Below are 15,786 nucleotides of genomic sequence, written 5' to 3' on the forward strand. Positions count from 1 at the left end.
TGCGCCCGATCACCCACCGCACCTGTTAAACCGAGTGCTCAGTCCAAATCGCCAGCCTGATGCCGTTCAGGCACCTGGCTCGCCTCATCGCCCCACGTCCGGTTGACGCGCTGTCCACGGATGACTGCAGGCCGGTCGGCGATCGCCTGCGCCCAGCGTTGGACGTGGGTGTATTCGTGCGCCGAAAGAAACTCGGCAGCCGAGTACACCTTGTCCCGCACCAGTTGGCCATACCAGGGCCAGACCGCGATGTCGGCGATGGAGTAGTGATCACCGGCCAGGTAGCGGCTTTCGCCCAGTCGACGATCGAGAACGTCCAGCTGACGCTTGGCCTCCATCGTGAAGCGGTTGATCGGGTACTCGAGTTTCTCCGGCGCGTAGGCATAGAAGTGCCCGAAGCCGCCTCCCAGATAGGGTGCAGCCCCCATTTGCCAGAACAGCCAGTTCAAGGTTTCGGTGCGACCTGCCGGATCGGTGGGCAGGAAGGCGCCGAACTTTTCCGCCAGGTACAGCAGGATCGAGCCGGACTCGAACACGCGGGTCGCCGGCTCGGTGCTGCGGTCCAGCAGCGCCGGGATTTTCGAGTTCGGGTTGATCTCGACAAAACCGCTGGAGAATTGCTCACCCTCGTTGATGCGGATCAGCCAGGCGTCGTATTCGGCACCGCTATGTCCCAGGGCCAACAACTCCTCCAGCAGGATGGTCACCTTCACACCGTTGGGCGTGGCCAGTGAATACAGCTGCATCGGATGCTTGCCGACGGGCAACGCCTTGTCATGGGTCGGGCCAGCGATCGGCCGGTTGATGCTGGCGAACTGGCCGCCGGACGGGGCGTTGTTTTTCCAGACCTTCGGAGGAACATAAGGCGCTTTGCTCATGAGACGAACCCTGTCGTTTGTTTGCTGTGATCACATGGACCGCGGGAGGTCGATTTTCTGACCATGGCAGAAGGCAAGCGGGATGTCATCCACCTGTGGCGATCGAACGGCGGCCGACGTGTCGCGAAACCAGGGCTCGAGCCGCTAGAATATCGGTCTGATTCTTTCAAGGAGATACCCATGGCATCAGGGAAATGTTTGTGCGAGGCAGTAAGATTTTCCATCGAGGTCGAGCCGCGATTGTTTTATCGCTGCCATTGCACCTTGTGCCGAAAGCAAACCGGGGTTGGCCATAATCTCGCCACGCTGGTCCACGCTCGCGACTTTCGCTGGGAAGAGGGGCAGCCTGTGATCAGCAGTTGGCACAAACCCAGTGGCTACAGAAATGACTTTTGCTCACGATGTGGCTCAACCGTGCCCAATGCACTTCGCGAGTCAGACTACTTCTGGATTCCGCTGGGTCTTCTCGATGTCGAACTGAACATGGAGTGTGTTGGAGATTTCTGCACCGATGATGCAATGCCGTGGGATGAACAGCGTTCGGCGAACAGTCATCACGCCGCCCCGGACTCACTTGAGTTTCTTCTGCAGGCACTTCAGGTGCGCCACTTTCGATAGTGTGTTGAAACGGCAGGACCTGCCCTGGGGCGACGGGCGTTCATGGCTACTCCATCGCCTCGGCCACTCCCTGGTCCTCGCCCAGGAACCCACCGCTCTGATGCTGCCACAGCCGCGCGTAGGTGCCGTTTTTGCGCAGCAGCTCGGCATGGGTGCCTTGTTCGATGATGCGTCCGTCATCCATGACAATCAGCCGGTCCATGGCCGCGATCGTTGACAGCCGGTGGGCGATGGCGATGACGGTCTTGCCCTCCATCATTTCATCGAGGCTTTCCTGGATGGCGACTTCGACTTCCGAATCGAGGGCGCTGGTGGCCTCGTCAAGCAACAGGATCGGGGCGTTCTTGAGCATCACCCGAGCGATGGCGATGCGCTGGCGCTGGCCACCGGAAAGCTTGATGCCGCGCTCGCCCACCAGGGTGTCATAGCCGCGATGGCCTTGCCGGTCGCTCAGTTGGCTGATGAAACCGTCGGCCTGGGCGTTGGCCGCGGCCGTGTGGATCTGCGCGTCGGTCGCGTCCGGCCGGCCGTAGGCGATGTTGTCGCGAATGGAGCGATGCAGCAGGGAGGTGTCCTGAGTGACCATGCCGATGGCGCTGCGCAGGCTGTCTTGCGTCACCCGAGCGATGTCTTGACCGTCGATACGAATCTCGCCGCTGTCCACGTCGTAGAAACGCAGCAGCAGGTTGATCAGCGTGGATTTGCCGGCTCCGGAACGGCCCACCAGGCCGATTTTTTCGCCTGCGCGAATGTTCAGGCTCAGGCCATCGAGCACCTGGCGTTCACCGTTGTAGTTGAAGCCGACATTGTCGAAGGTCACCGCGCCGCCACCGGGCACCAGCACACCGGCGTTCGGCGCATCCTGCACCTTGGGGCCACGGGTCAAGGTCGCCATGCCATCCTGCACGGTGCCGATGTTTTCGAACAGCGAGGTCATTTGCCACATGATCCAGTGCGACATGCCATTGATCCGCAACGCCATGGCGGTAATCGCCGCGACGGCCCCCGTGCCGACTTCGCCCTGGTGCCACAGCCACAGGGCATAGCCGCCGGCGCCCATCAGCAGTGCGACCACCAGGGCCTGGTTGACGATTTCGAACTGGCTGACCAAGCGCATCTGGCGAAAGCCGGTGAGCTTGAAATCCTCCATCGCCGCGCGCGCGAAGTGTGCCTCGCGTTTGGAATGCGAGAACAGCTTCACGGTGGTGATGTTGGTGTAGGCGTCCGAAATGCGCCCGGTCATCGACGACCGGGCATGGGCCTGTTCCTGCCCGACCTGGCCAAGGCGCGGCACAAAGTACAGCATGGCCAGGCCGAACAGGGTGAGCCAGGCAATGAAAGGCAGCATCAGCTTCAGGGCGAAGCCGCCGGCCAGTGCAATGATCGCGATGAAATAAACGCCGATCCCGGGTGCGATCTCGATGACGGTGAACAGGACCTCGCGCACGGCCAGAGCAGTCTGCATGACCTTGGTCGTGACCCGGCCGGAGAACTCGTCGGAAAAGAATGAAAGACTTTGCCGCAGCATCAGGCGATGGAAATCCCAGCGCAGCCGTAGCGGCAGATTGATCGCCAATATCTGGTGCTGAACCATGGTGCGCAGCGCGACCAGGCCGATGCTGGTGACCAGTACGATGCCGATGCCCCACAGCACCCGACTTTCCTGCGCTTGCGCCTGCGCATCGCCGCCAGCCTGCCAGGTGGAGAGCAGGTCCACGACCTGCCCGAGAAAGGAAAACAACCAGGCTTCGTAAATCGAGACGCTAGCGCTGAGCAGCGCAAATATGAGGATGTAGCCGCGGGCGCCACGGGTGCAGGCCCACAGGAACCGCACCAGGCCGACAGGTGGCGGCGGCGCTTCATCGGGCGGGAAAGGGTCGAGTCTTCGTTCAAACACACGAAGCATTGTGGCCTCCGAAAGGATCAAGTTAAGGGCATTCTGCCATCTAACGACCGCTTTGAGGCATTTGTGGGGCAGGGGTTCGGCACGATGGGGCGTGAGTCCGATTGATTGCCGAACCGTTGAGTAACGCTTGTCTGCAAAGCCCGGCGTGCAACCGGGCTTTGCACCAGCGCAGGCTCAAGCTGCCAAATGGTTTGCGTCCCAATCCTTTTTGAAACTGGCCTTCATCGACTCCATCTGTTCCCCGAGGTCGTCGAGCCTGGCTTTGCCCAGCAGCTTTTTCGCCTGAGGAAACAGTTCGGTTTCCTCCTCTTCAATATGATGCTCGAGCAGCTCCTTGACGACTTTGACCCGCCCGGAAAATTCCGGCGTGCCCGGGTCCGTCTGCTTCAGATCCGGCAACACCAGCGAGTCGACGGTGCGATGCTCCTCTTTTGCCTCGAAGTACATGACGTCCTGTTCTTTGCTGCCTGCTTGCTTGAAGGCGGGGTAGAGTATTTCCTCTTCCAGTTTTGTGTGGATGGAAATCTCCATCTCCAGCTTATCGAGCAGTTCAGTGCGTTTTTTTGTGGCTCTCTCCGTCGATTCACTCAATTGGGCAAGGATGGCTTTCACTTTCTGGTGATCGGCTTTCAGAAGGTCGATTGCGTTCATGTCTGCTGCCTCGGCTAGCACGGAAATGGTCCTCGATGGGGTCAGGCATCGAGGTGTCCGGATAGCAATCGCATTTCCTGTGCCAACGGCATCACAGGTCCAACTCGAAGGTAAACAATGACTTGCGAGACGTGCGCGTTACCCGAGGCGTGCAGTCTGCAAGAAAGGGCGAATCAGGCATTGCAGATAGCCTCATCGCAATCCCGGGAAACACCAACGACGCAATCCCTGTAGGAGCCGGCTTGCCGGCGATGGACTGTAGGAGCCGGCTTGCTGGCGATGGACTCAAGTGCGCCGCGTTTATCCGGGTTACCCGCGTTATCGTTGACGACCATCGCCAGCAAGCCGGCTCCTACAAAAGACCGCGTCAATCCCGGGAAACACCGACGACGCAATCCCTGTAGGAGCCGGCTTGCTGGCGATGGACTCCAGTGCGCCGCGTTTATCCGGGTTACCCGCGTTATCGTTTACGACCATCGCCAGCAAGCCGGCTCCTACAAAAGACCGCGTCAATTCCGGGAAACACCGACGACGCAATCCCCGTAGGAGCCGGCTTGCCGGCGATGGACTCAAGTGCGCCGCGTTTATCCGGGTTACCCGCGTTATCGTTGACGACCATCGCTGGCAAGCCGGCTCCTACAAGGGACCGCGTCAATCCCGGGAGTCACCGATGACACAATCCCTGTAGGAGCCGGCTTGCTGGCGATGGACTCCAGTGCGCCGCGTTTATCCGGGTTACCCGCGTTATCGTTGACGACCATCGCCAGCAAGCCGGCTCCTACAAAAGACCGCGTCAATCCCGGGAATCACCGACGACGCGATCCCTGTAGGAGCCGGCTTGCCGGCGATGGACTCCAGTACGCCGCGTTCATCCGGGTTACCCGCGTTATCGTTGACTCACCAATCAAATAAAAGAAAACCCCGACAAGCACCAGGGCTTGTCGGGGTTGTCGGTCTCGCGGTTTTCAGCGGTAGATCAGAGAATGAAATCCGTAGCCGCCAGGGTCGGGACGCCGACGAGCTTGATGGCGAACTCGGCCTCGCTGTCGGTATCGGTGTTGCCGTACAGCACATTGTCCTGCATCCGCAGTTGCCCGGCGCCGGTAAAGGCAACGGTATTGCCGATGAACGAGAAGGCCTCGTTGGTGAAGGTCGTGCTCGTTACGGCATCCAGTGTCCCCAGGTCGATTTTGTCCTGCCCGCGCACGAAGTCGTTGATGACATCGGTAATCGCACCGGTCGTGCCCATGTCCGACAGCGCCGTGAAGATGAAGGTGTCGTTGCCGGCACCCCCGATCAGCATGTCGTTGCCCGCACCGCCGATGAGAATGTCGTTGCCGGCGCTGCCATTGAGCACGTTGGCAGCAGCGTTGCCGGTCAACGTGTTGCCCAGGGCATTGCCGGAGCCATTGATGGCCGCCGTGCCGGTCAGGATCAGGTTCTCGACATTGTCGCTCAGCGCATGACTGACCGAACTCTGGACCACGTCGGTGCCGGCGCCGCCGTACTCGATCACCTGATCGCCGGCATTATCGACGATGTAGGTGTCGTTGCCGCGGCCACCGAGCATCCGGTCGGCACCGGCGCCGCCGGAAATGACGTTGGCACCGCTGTTGCCGACGAGCTGGTTGTTCAGGGTGTTACCCGTGGCGTCGATGTTCGCGATGCCGGAAAGCGTCAGGTTTTCCACGTTGGCCGACAGCGCATAGCTGCCGGAGCTGACGACCAGGTCGGTGCCGCCCAGGTTCGCTTCAACCACCACGTCGCCACTGTCCTGGACGTAGTAGGTATCGTTGCCGGCCAGGCCTTCCAGGCGATTGTCCAGTCCGTTACCGATCAGGGTGTCGTTGTAGAGGCTGCCGATGGCGTTCTCGATCCGCGCCTCGGTGATCTGGGTCATGCCATCCGTCAGGGCATCCACCAGGTTGGAGCTGTCCGCCGCCAGGGTCACGACCGTGCCGAAGCCAAGCTGATCGACCAGGTTGTTGTAATAGCCTTCGTTGCCGGCGGTGACGGCAAAGACCGGTACGATAGCGGCCGCCAGCAGCTTGGCCTTGAGCAGTGCAACGGTCGGGTAGTCTTCGAGCTCCAGCACCGCATCACCGTCGTTGGCGACGTAAGACGTGTCGCCCGCCTTGTGATAGTCGGCATCGGTCATCACTACCGCGACCCGGAAGGACTCCGGGCGGAAACCCAGTTCGGTCTGGCGCACGGCGGCCTGCATCAGTGCTTCGATCTGCGACTCCGGCGAGTCGCCGCCACTGCCGATGGTCAGGGTATTGAGGGCATTGACCAGGCTGGTCTGGTTGGAGGTCATCGCCAGATCGGTGCGATAGACGTATTCGCCCTTGTCGATGAAGGAGGCCAGGCCGAAACGGTTGTCGGCCTGGACCGAGGACAGGGTGGAGAGCACCTGGGGCACCAGCGTCTTCACTTTTGCGACGTCGTCGCCAAACGAGCCGGAGGCGTCCTGGAGGAAGAGTACGTCCAGTGGTACGTCGACCGTGCCGCCGGAAGACAGCGTGACCATCCGTCCATTGATGTTGCTGGTGCCGCCGGGCGTGAGATCGATGGTGACACCGCCTGTCGCTGTCGAAGCGTCCAGCGTATCGATGCCGCTCGAGTCTTCGATCAGGATAGACCCGGTGGTGCCGGCCACGACGTAGGTGTCGTTGCCCGCGCCACCGCTGAGCGTGTCATCGCCGATCGAATCGGACAGGCGATCATTGCCCTTGTCTCCGTAGAGCTGGTCATTGCCAGCGCCGCCCACGAGGCTGTCGTTGCCGTCAGCGCCGCGCAGGATGTTGGCATTGCCGTCACCGGTGAGGGTGTCGGCGAAGCGGCTGCCCGAGAGGTTTTCGATGTTGCTCAGCGTGTCGATACCCGAGCCGCCAGTCGCCTGGCCGGCGCCGTTGACCGCCACGTTGACACCCGCAGTGGCGCTGGCATAGCTGACGGTATCGTTGCCGGCCCCGCCATTGATCGTACTGTTACCTGCGTTGGCTGAGATCAGGTTGTCCAGGGCGTTGCCGGTAGCGGTCATGGCGCCGGTGCCGATCAGCGACAGGTTCTCGATGGTCGGACGGCTGTCGAGGGAAAAGCTGACCGTGCTTTGCACGGTATCCACGCCTGAAGTGTCGGTGATGACATCGGTGTTGGTGTCGACGATGTAGAGGTCGTTGCCATCGCCGCCGTTGAGCGTGTCGATCCCGGCGCCGCCGTTAAGGGTGTCGTTGCCGGCCAGACCGTTGAGGGTGTTGTTGCCGGCAGTGCCCAGCAACGAGTTGTTGCCGGCGTTGCCCGTGCCGATGACTGCGGTACCGCCCAGTGTCAGGTTTTCCAGATTGGCGCCGAGGGTGTAGTTCAGGTAGCTGATCACGGCGTCGGTGCCACCGGTACTGGTTTCGGTGATGACATCCGTACTGTCGCGCACCACGTAGGTGTCGTTGCCGGCCCCGCCGATCATCTGGTCTGCACCGGCACCACCGTCGATGGTGTTGGCGCCGGCATTGCCGATGATGGTGTTGGCCAGGCCGTTACCGGTGCCATTGATGGCGGCGGTCCCGGTCAGCGTCAGGTTCTCGATGGCGGCATAGGCGCCCAGGTTGAAAGTCACCGAGGACTCGATCAGGTCCGTACCGGCCGAATCGACAATGACATCGGTCGCGGTATCGACGACATAGATATCGTTGCCGCCGCCGCCATTGAGCGTATCGACGCCGCCTTCGCCCCTGAGGGTGTCGTTGCCGTCACCCCCGATCAGCACGTTATTCGAGGCATTGCCGATCAACAGGTTGGCGTTGGCGTTACCGGTAGCGTTCAGGGCCGTGCCGGTCAGCGTGATGTTTTCGACGTTCAGCAGCGCGGCAATGCTGAAGTTGACGCTGCTCTTGACGGTATCGATGCCGCCATTGGCAAGCTCGATGACCTGGTCGCTGGCCGAGTCGACGACATAGAGGTCATTACCGGCGCCGCCGTTGAGCAGGTCGTTGCCGATGCCACCGTCGAGGGTGTCATTGCCGTTGCCGCCGAACAGGGTGTCGTTGCCGGCCCCGCCCAGGAGGGTGTCATTGCCGTCATTGCCGGTGAGGGTGTTCGCCGCGCTGTTGCCGGTAATCGTATTGTCGCGCCCGTTGCCGGTGCCGTTGATGGCCGAGGTTCCGGTCAGCGTCAGGTTGTTCTGATGCGCAGCGAGAGTGGCTGTCACACTGCTGGAAATGTCCTGGGTGAAGTTGGCCAGGCTGCTCAGGTCGCTCGCACTCATGCCGGTCAGATAGCCGCTGTTCGTCAGCCCGGCGAGCGAATTGCCGATCACCTGAGCGCCGGCGGTGGTGCTGGCCAGCGCATGGAAATGCATGACGACCTTGGTTTCGCCGGCGGCCAGCGTCAGGTTGTAGCTGCTCTGCGGTTGATCAACCGAAGTGGAGTACTGAGTGGTGGCGCTTGGCGAACCGGCACCGCCGGACACCACGTGGACAAGATTGGCATCGGAAACGTTGGTGCTGCCGACGGCAAACCAGTCGTCCGCGGTCGTGCGCAGGGTGTCACCGCTGCTGGTGGCGGTCACCACCGTCCTTGAGTCGTAATAGATGTTGTCAGTCAGTTGAAGATTGACCGACTGCGCGGCACTCCCGGTGTTTTTGACGATTTCCAGCGTGCGGACAAAACCATCGCCGATATAGGTGGTGCGCGTGAGTGTAATGCCGGTGCTTGATTCAGTCCCCGTGACCGTCTGGGTATTGGCGGTAGTGGTGGCCGTTCCCCATGACAGGTAGGCAGACGAAGTCGATCCGCCGATGTAAAGATTCAACGAACTGCTGTCCAGCGTATTGGAGTAGGGCGCTGAAGTTTTTGCCTGGTTCACGTTGCCGCGGCTATCGACGGCCCAAATGTTTCCTGATGCATCCGTGTAATTCAATGCCATTGCCAATGCTCCTTGCTTTTTATCAGTTCGAGAAGAAGGGAATAGGGGACAGATTTATTGTTTTGACCAAGTGCGGTGCGCGGTTAAAAAATCAGTCCGCGTTCCTGATGCATGGCAGGAGGGGCAGAAATACAGACTCGGGGGCGTGGGCCCGTCATGAAAGCGAGGTTTTTTCGGCTCATCAGGACTTCCATGTTCAAAACAGGGGGGTGGATTTCCTCGCCGGGGGGGTGAAAGCACAGCGAAGGAAAGCATAATATCCTGCGGGATGGCCTTCTGCCATAGCCTGGCTGAATTGCCCTGTTTGAATTCGCAAATACGGGAGAACGACGGAATTGGCGATGTGCGGGGGACCGGTCCGTCGCGCAAGGTGACGCCCGGGAAACCAGCGAACAGAATCTTTTTGTCACCTTCAGACTTCGTTAAGAATTGCCTTTGATACTGCTCCCCAATTGATCCGGGGGAGACGTTTTTCAATGTCCGATTTCAACTGGAACGTTCAGTTGCCGCTGCACTTTGGCCAAGCCGAAACATCGCAGATGCAGCTCGTCAGAGCATTGCCGGGGGACCCGCTGCGGGGCGCGTTCGAAGCCTTTATCCAGCAACGTTTTCGTAAGGCCCACGGTGCCGATATTCGCCATTTCATGCCGGAACTGTTCGGCATGAGTGATGCGGTCGGTGCGCTGTGTGCCGTGGTCGGCGTGCGTCGGGGAAGCGCCGGCCCCTTGTTTCTGGAGGGGTATCTGGACGAGCCAATAGATCCGCTGATCAGTGCCGCCGCCGGACAAGCCGTAGACAGAACGGCAATCGTCGAGGTCGGTAATTTGGCCGCCAGTGACACCGGCAGTGCGCGGATGAGCATTATCGCGATGACCTATGTGCTGGCCATGGGTGGTCTGGAATGGGTCGCCTTTACGGGCAGCCTGGGGTTGGTGAACAGCTTTCATCGCCTGGGTTTGCAGCCCGTGACGCTGTGTGCTGCCGACCCGGCGCGCCTGGGCGAGGACCGCCACGCCTGGGGCAGTTACTACGAAAGCAAGCCCTGGGTTCATGTCGGCAATATCCGCAGCGGTTTCATTCATTTGCGCAATGTAGGCCTGTTCAGTCGCCTGGGCTTGCCAACCTCTGTCGAGGGGGCCTGCCATGTCGCCTGAAATGGAGCGTTTCAAACAGACCCTGCGTCAGCATGCAGAGCAAAAGACCAATGCCATTGCCTTGTGGGGCGACCATCTGCAACTGGACTACGCCACGCTGTATACCGAGGTCATTCATCGCCAGCAGCGCCTGCGCGATAAGCGGGTCAGGGTGGTCGCCCTGGCGCTGGACAATGGCGTCGAAGCCATGTTGTGGGACCTGGCCGCGTTGTTCGAGGGCTTGACCTGCGTGGCCTTGCCGCCTTTTTCAGTCCGGCGCAACGCAAGCACTGCCTGGAGCAAAGCCAGGCCGAACACGTCATTGCCGAACCGCAATTGCATGACGAGCTGCAAGCGGCTGGTTATCAGAAGTGCAGCGAGTTCTGGCACCGCACCTTCACTGGCCCGAACCGGATGCCGGCGGGCACCGCCAAGTTGACCTTCACCTCGGGCACCACAGGCACACCCAAGGGCGTGTGCTTGAGTGCCGAGAGCATTCTGCGGGTCGCCCGCGAGTTGCACCTGGCCAGCCAGCCCACCGACCCGCAACACCACCTGGCGCTGCTGCCGCTGGCCATTTTGCTGGAGAACATGGGTTGTTACGCCGCATTGTATGCCGGCGCTGCGTTGAGCCTGCCCAGCCAGAAAGCGCTGGGGATCGAAGGTGCCAGCGGCGTGGATGTGGCGAAACTGTTGGGATGCCTGGCCAGCCGATCGCCCCAGAGCCTGATTCTGGTGCCTCAGCTGTTGCTGATACTGGTCAGTGCTGCCGAGCAGAAGGCCTTCGACCCACAGCACTTGCGCTTTGCCGCCGTGGGCGGTGCCCGGGTCAGCGAAGACCTGCTGCATCGCGCTCAACGGGTGGGGATACCGGTCTACGAGGGTTACGGGCTCTCGGAGTGCGCGTCCGTGGTGTGCCTCAATCGCCCGCAAGCACGGCGGCCCGGCAGTGTCGGACGGCCATTGCCCCATGTAGAGATTCGCCTGGCGGACGACGGCGAAGTGCTGATCAAGGGTTCAACCTTGCTGGGCTATCTCGGAGAGGCGCCGCACACCGCCCAGTGGTGGCCCAGCGGCGATCTCGGCGAGTTCGACGCCGAAGGTTTCCTCTACCTCAAGGGGCGCAAGAAACATCAGTTCGTGACCAGTTTCGGACGCAACGTCAACCCCGAGTGGGTGGAGGCCGAATTGACCCAGCGCGGGCCTGTCGCCCAGGCCTTCGTCCATGGCGAGGCCATGCCTCACAACCATGCGTTGCTCTGGCCCCATCGCCCGGACTGCACCGACGAACAACTGGCCAGCGCCGTGGCCGAGGCCAACAGGGCTTTGCCCGAGTACGCCCGGGTCCATCACTGGCGTCGGCTCGACCAACCCTTCACGGCCACCAACGGCCTGCTTACCGCCAATGGCCGGCCCCGTCGTGACGCGATCATCGAACGCTACCGGGGGCTATTGAGCGAATCTGAATTTTCCGAGGAACCCGCACCATGAGTTTTTTTGACCGGCTGCAACAAGCCACCGAGCAAGAACGTACCGAGCTGTTCAACCTGCCGATCATCCGTGATGCGCTGCAGGGCGACGTCAGCCTGGAAAGCTACCGGGCCTTTCTGGCGCAGGCCTATTACCACGTGCGACATACGGTGCCGTTGATGATGGCCTGCGGTGCGCGCCTGCCGTTACGCCTGGAATGGCTGCGCGAAGCGGTATGTGAATACATCGAGGACGAATACGGCCACGAACAATGGGTACTCGATGACATTGAAGCCTGCGGCGGTGACAGGACCGCTGTACGTGACGGGCGTCCGTCATTGCCGATCGAGTTGATGGTCAGTTTCCTCTACGACCTGATCGCCAGGGACAATCCGGTGGGACTGTTCGGCATGGTCAACGTGCTCGAAGGCACGAGCATCGCCTTGGCCACGCATGCCGCCGGCAGCATTCGCCAGCGCCTGGACTTGCCGCAAAGCGCCTTCAGCTACCTCAGTTCCCACGGCTCGCTGGATGTCGAACATATGCAGACCTACCGTCGATTGATGGACCGTCTGGATGACCCGGGCGACCAGGCCGCCGTCATTCACGCTTCCAAAGTGGTGTATCGGCTCTACACCGACATGTTCCTTGGCTTGCCGCGTAACGGGGAGCACCTGCATGCGCCTGTCTGAAGCGCGTGTCGTGTTGACCGGTGCCAGCGGCGGCATCGGCCTGGCCATCGCCACCGCACTGTGCGCCAGTGGTGCCCGGGTGCTGGCGGTGGCTCGGCATCGCGAACCCCTGGTGCCGCTGCTCGAGCTTTATCCGCGCAACCTGAGTTGGGTCCGTGCGGACCTGACGTTGGTCACCGACCGCCGCCAGGTGTTGGCGCAGGCCGAGAGCATCGGCGGCATCAACCTGCTGATCAATGCCGCCGGGGTCAATCATTTCGCCATGCTCGAACAGCTGGACGACAGTGAAATCGATTCGATGCTCGCGGTGAACATCAGTGCGCCGATGTGCCTGACAAAACTGATGTTGCCACTGCTCAAGCAAGCCGACAGTGCCATGCTGGTGAACGTCGGTTCGACCTATGGCTCCATTGGCTACCCCGGCTACGCCAGTTACTGCGCCAGCAAGTTTGCCCTGCGCGGGTTCTCCGAAGCCCTGCGCCGAGAGCTGGCAGATACCCGGGTCAGTGTGCTGTACGTCGCCCCGCGGGCGACCCGTACCAGCATGAACAGCCCGGCAGCCCAGGCGCTCAACGATGCCCTCAAAGCCAATGTCGACGATCCGCAGACCGTGGCGGCTGCGGTGATTCACGCCATTGCCGGTGACCGTCGCGACTTGTACCTGGGCTGGCCCGAACGTTTTTTTGTACGTCTGAACAGCCTCCTGCCCCATCTGGTGGACCGTGGTTTGCGCAAGCAATTGCCACTGATCCGCCGCCTGAGCCAGAAACCCGACCAGGAGAATCCCGAACCATGAAAAAGATCATCGCTTGCCTGTTGCTTGGCGCATTGAGCCAGAGCGCGTGGGCGCTGGATGCTGCCGACCAGCAGCGTCTCAACGGTATCCAGCAAAGCTGGGCGCACATTCAGTACGAGTTGCCCGAGGGACAACGAACCGCGGCTTTCGAAAAACTGGCCGCCCAGGCTTCGAGCTTCAAGCAGGAACGCCAAACGGTGGCGGAGGCCTGGATCTGGTCCGGCATTGTCACCAGTAGCTGGGCGGGCGCCCAGGGAGGGCTGGGGGCGCTGAGCAAGGTCAAGGATGCCAAAGCCGACCTGGAAAAAGCCCTGGCCCTGGACCCCAAGGCCCTGCAAGGCTCAGCCTATACCAGTCTGGGGGCACTCTATGACCGCGTACCGGGCTGGCCCATCGGTTTCGGCGATTCGGACAAAGCCGAGCAGTTGCTCAAGATGGCCTTGCAAATGAACCCCAACGGCATCGACAGCCTGTACTTCTGGGGCGATCACCTCTACCGTCAGAAGCGTTATGGCGAAGCCAGGGCAGCGCTGCAAAAAGCCTTGCTGGCGGCACCCCGGCCTGGCCGCGAGAGTGCTGACGCCGGGCGCCGCAAGGAGATCGAGACGCTGTTGGTGGACGTGAACCAGAAACTCGGCTGACAGGAGACCCTGTGCGCTTATTACTCGTAGAGGATGACGTGGCACTCGGCGAGGGCATTCATCAGGCCCTCTGCCGTGAAGGCTATACCGTCGACTGGTTGCAGGACGGCAACAGCGCCTTGCACTCGTTGCTCAGCGAAATCTTTGATCTGGCCGTGCTCGACCTCGGTCTGCCACGCATGGACGGTCTCGAAGTGCTCAGGCGCTTGCGTGACAGCGGTTCCAACCTGCCGGTGTTGATCCTGACCGCGCGCGATGCCACCGAAGACCGCATCGCCGGCCTGGATGCCGGCGCCGATGACTATCTGATCAAGCCTTTCGACCTGGCGGAGTTGAAGGCGCGCATCCGTGCGTTGCTTCGGCGCAGCGCCGGGCGTGGGCAATCGTTGATCGAGCACGCCGGCGTCTGCCTGAACCCCGGCACCCAGCAAGTCAGCTACAAAGGCGAACCGGTGGCCCTGACGCCCAAGGAATACCGGTTGCTCCACGAGCTGCTCTCGCCACCGGGCCGGGTAATGACTCGCGATCATCTGATGCAGTTGCTGTACGGCTGGAGCGAGGAGGCCGAAAGCAACACCCTGGAAGTGCACATCCATCACCTGCGCAAGAAGCTCTCCACCGGTCTGATCCGCACCGTCCGTGGTATCGGTTACCTGGTGGAGGATCGTCGATGACCTCGATCCGGCGTCGCACCCTGACCCTGATCATCGGCCTGATGCTCGCTGGCCTGGCCGTGATCAGCGTGCTGAACCTGCACGACAGCAACCATGAAATTGCCGAAGTCTATGACGCCCAACTGGCCGAGAATGCTCGTCTGTTACAAGGCGTCATGCGCATGCCGATGGCCAGCAAGGACCATGCTGATCTGTATCGGGCCTTCAATCAGGCCCTGAGCGAAGCTGAACCGAGGATCGACGGCCATCCCTATGAAACGAAAATTGCCTTTCAGGTCTGGAACTCCAGGGACGAATTGCTGGTACATACCGCGAGCTCTCCATCCTTCAGCGCACCGCCACGAACGCCGGGGTTCAGCGATGTCGTCGATCTGAACAAGCGTCATTGGCGTGCTTTCCTGCTCGAAGACAAACAGAACGGCTTGCGCATCTGGGTGGGCGAGCGAGACGACGTCCGCGCGGATCTGGTGGACCGCATCGTACGCCACACGTTGTGGCCCAATATCCTCGGGAGTCTGATACTGGCCGCCATGCTCTGGCTGGCCATCGGCTGGGGCTTGAAACCGCTGGTCAACATGGCTGCAACACTGCGGGCGAGGCATCCCGGCTCACTCGAACCCCTGCAATTGACGCCGCTACCGACTGAGCTCGAGCCGATGCAGGCAGCGCTTAACCGTATGCTTGCGCAGATTCAGCAAGTCATGGGGCGTGAGCGACGTTTCATTGCCGATGCCGCCCACGAAATGCGCACGCCGCTGGCCGTGCTCAGGGTGCATGCGCAGAATCTGATGGAAGCGGGGAGTGAAGGGGAGCGTCGTGCATCGCTTGAGCACCTGATTGCCGGCGTGGACCGTACCAGCCGACTGGTCAATCAATTGCTCACGATGGCTCGTATCGAGCCTCAAGCCGGAGCGCTACCGCCCGTACCTATTGACCTGGCGGCCACGGTTCGCGACAGCCTGGTTCAGATGACACCCTGGTTGTTGAGCAAGGACCTTGAATTGGTTTTCGATGTCAGTGACGGCATCGGCCTGGTGAGGGTCGACCCTGTGGCCATCGACATTGCCTTGAACAACCTGGTCACCAATGCAGCGAATTTCTCCCCCAGGCACGCAGTGATCACCGTCAAGCTGGTCGAAAAGAAAAACAGCTACGAACTGTCTGTCGAAGATGAGGGGCCAGGTATCAATGAGCAGGATCGTGATCGGCTGTTCGAGCGTTTCTACAGTTGCGCAAATGATCAGGGGGCAGGGTTGGGGCTGACCATCGTCAAGGCCATTGCGGTTCGCTTTGGTGGACAGATCACACTCGAGAATCGAATCGCCGGTGGGTTGCGCGCTACGCTGGAGATTGGTCGCGTGTGACGCTGATCCTGGACTGTTGGTCGGATGAAAACGAATCCG

General features: G+C 61.0%; 11 protein-coding genes and 1 pseudogene. 8 read left to right on the forward strand and 4 right to left on the reverse strand.

What is annotated here, in order from left to right; translation table 11 throughout:
- Window positions 1–38: 38 nt before the first annotated feature.
- The gene (gene yghU, locus AB4O16_RS00545; RefSeq protein WP_160388703.1) at window positions 39–878 is read right to left on the reverse strand and encodes a glutathione-dependent disulfide-bond oxidoreductase; all 840 of its coding nucleotides are present in this window, start codon (window positions 876–878) and stop codon (window positions 39–41) included.
- Between the two features lie 180 nt (window positions 879–1,058).
- Between yghU and AB4O16_RS00550 the strand changes: the two genes are divergently transcribed.
- Complete coding sequence (locus AB4O16_RS00550) at window positions 1,059–1,496, forward strand: GFA family protein (RefSeq protein ID WP_460156713.1); 438 nt, start codon at window positions 1,059–1,061, stop codon at window positions 1,494–1,496.
- 46 nt (window positions 1,497–1,542) lie between these two features.
- On the opposite strand, the gene AB4O16_RS00555 is transcribed toward AB4O16_RS00550, so the two are convergent.
- The 3 genes from AB4O16_RS00555 to AB4O16_RS00565 all read right to left on the reverse strand — a co-directional run bounded on the left by AB4O16_RS00555 (window position 1,543) and on the right by AB4O16_RS00565 (window position 8,977).
- Entirely contained in the window at window positions 1,543–3,402 is a 1,860-nt protein-coding gene (locus tag AB4O16_RS00555; protein ID WP_460156714.1) for an ABC transporter ATP-binding protein, read from the reverse strand.
- 174 nt (window positions 3,403–3,576) lie between these two features.
- Window positions 3,577–4,053 carry a hemerythrin domain-containing protein gene (locus tag AB4O16_RS00560; RefSeq protein WP_160388706.1) on the reverse strand — a complete coding sequence of 159 codons (477 nt, stop codon included), beginning with the start codon at window positions 4,051–4,053 and terminating at the stop codon, window positions 3,577–3,579.
- A 976-nt stretch (window positions 4,054–5,029) separates the two neighbouring features.
- Entirely contained in the window at window positions 5,030–8,977 is a 3,948-nt protein-coding gene (locus tag AB4O16_RS00565) for a M10 family metallopeptidase C-terminal domain-containing protein (protein ID WP_460156715.1), read from the reverse strand.
- A 476-nt stretch (window positions 8,978–9,453) separates the two neighbouring features.
- On the opposite strand from AB4O16_RS00565, the gene AB4O16_RS00570 reads away from it, so the two are divergent.
- The 7 genes and pseudogenes from AB4O16_RS00570 (at window position 9,454) to AB4O16_RS00600 (ending at window position 15,747) form a co-directional block, all read left to right on the forward strand.
- Complete coding sequence (locus AB4O16_RS00570; protein WP_460156716.1) at window positions 9,454–10,131, forward strand: thermostable hemolysin; 678 nt, start codon at window positions 9,454–9,456, stop codon at window positions 10,129–10,131.
- A pseudogene (locus AB4O16_RS00575) lies at window positions 10,121–11,601 on the forward strand (AMP-binding protein). Before AB4O16_RS00570 ends, AB4O16_RS00575 begins: the two are co-directional and overlap by 11 nt.
- The gene (locus tag AB4O16_RS00580; protein WP_160388710.1) at window positions 11,598–12,272 is read left to right on the forward strand and encodes a TenA family transcriptional regulator; all 675 of its coding nucleotides are present in this window, start codon (window positions 11,598–11,600) and stop codon (window positions 12,270–12,272) included. Before AB4O16_RS00575 ends, AB4O16_RS00580 begins: the two are co-directional and overlap by 4 nt.
- Window positions 12,259–13,068 (forward strand): SDR family oxidoreductase, encoded by an 810-nt coding sequence (locus tag AB4O16_RS00585; RefSeq protein WP_460156717.1) that lies wholly within the window; start codon window positions 12,259–12,261, stop codon window positions 13,066–13,068. The genes AB4O16_RS00580 and AB4O16_RS00585 overlap by 14 nt, the downstream gene beginning before the upstream one ends.
- Entirely contained in the window at window positions 13,065–13,709 is a 645-nt protein-coding gene (locus tag AB4O16_RS00590) for a tetratricopeptide repeat protein (RefSeq protein ID WP_160388712.1), read from the forward strand. The genes AB4O16_RS00585 and AB4O16_RS00590 overlap by 4 nt, the downstream gene beginning before the upstream one ends.
- An 11-nt stretch (window positions 13,710–13,720) precedes the next feature.
- A complete protein-coding gene (locus AB4O16_RS00595; protein ID WP_160388713.1) occupies window positions 13,721–14,383 on the forward strand; it encodes a response regulator in 663 nt (220 codons plus the stop codon).
- Window positions 14,380–15,747, forward strand: coding sequence for a sensor histidine kinase (locus tag AB4O16_RS00600; protein WP_460156718.1), 1,368 nt, complete (start codon window positions 14,380–14,382; stop codon window positions 15,745–15,747). The genes AB4O16_RS00595 and AB4O16_RS00600 overlap by 4 nt, the downstream gene beginning before the upstream one ends.
- The last annotated feature ends 39 nt before the right edge of the window (window positions 15,748–15,786 follow it).

The organism is Pseudomonas sp. S2_H10 (assembly GCF_054668285.1).

Coding starts and splice junctions, on each gene's coding strand:
- AB4O16_RS00555 (WP_460156714.1), bottom strand. CDS start 3,402: ATGCTTCGTGTGTTTGAACGAAGACTCGACCCTTTCCCGCCCGATGAA.
- AB4O16_RS00570 (WP_460156716.1), top strand. CDS start 9,454: ATGTCCGATTTCAACTGGAACGTTCAGTTGCCGCTGCACTTTGGCCAA.
- AB4O16_RS00580 (WP_160388710.1), top strand. CDS start 11,598: ATGAGTTTTTTTGACCGGCTGCAACAAGCCACCGAGCAAGAACGTACC.
- yghU (WP_160388703.1), bottom strand. CDS start 878: ATGAGCAAAGCGCCTTATGTTCCTCCGAAGGTCTGGAAAAACAACGCC.
- AB4O16_RS00585 (WP_460156717.1), top strand. CDS start 12,259: ATGCGCCTGTCTGAAGCGCGTGTCGTGTTGACCGGTGCCAGCGGCGGC.
- AB4O16_RS00560 (WP_160388706.1), bottom strand. CDS start 4,053: ATGAACGCAATCGACCTTCTGAAAGCCGATCACCAGAAAGTGAAAGCC.
- AB4O16_RS00550 (WP_460156713.1), top strand. CDS start 1,059: ATGGCATCAGGGAAATGTTTGTGCGAGGCAGTAAGATTTTCCATCGAG.
- AB4O16_RS00590 (WP_160388712.1), top strand. CDS start 13,065: ATGAAAAAGATCATCGCTTGCCTGTTGCTTGGCGCATTGAGCCAGAGC.
- AB4O16_RS00600 (WP_460156718.1), top strand. CDS start 14,380: ATGACCTCGATCCGGCGTCGCACCCTGACCCTGATCATCGGCCTGATG.
- AB4O16_RS00565 (WP_460156715.1), bottom strand. CDS start 8,977: ATGGCATTGAATTACACGGATGCATCAGGAAACATTTGGGCCGTCGAT.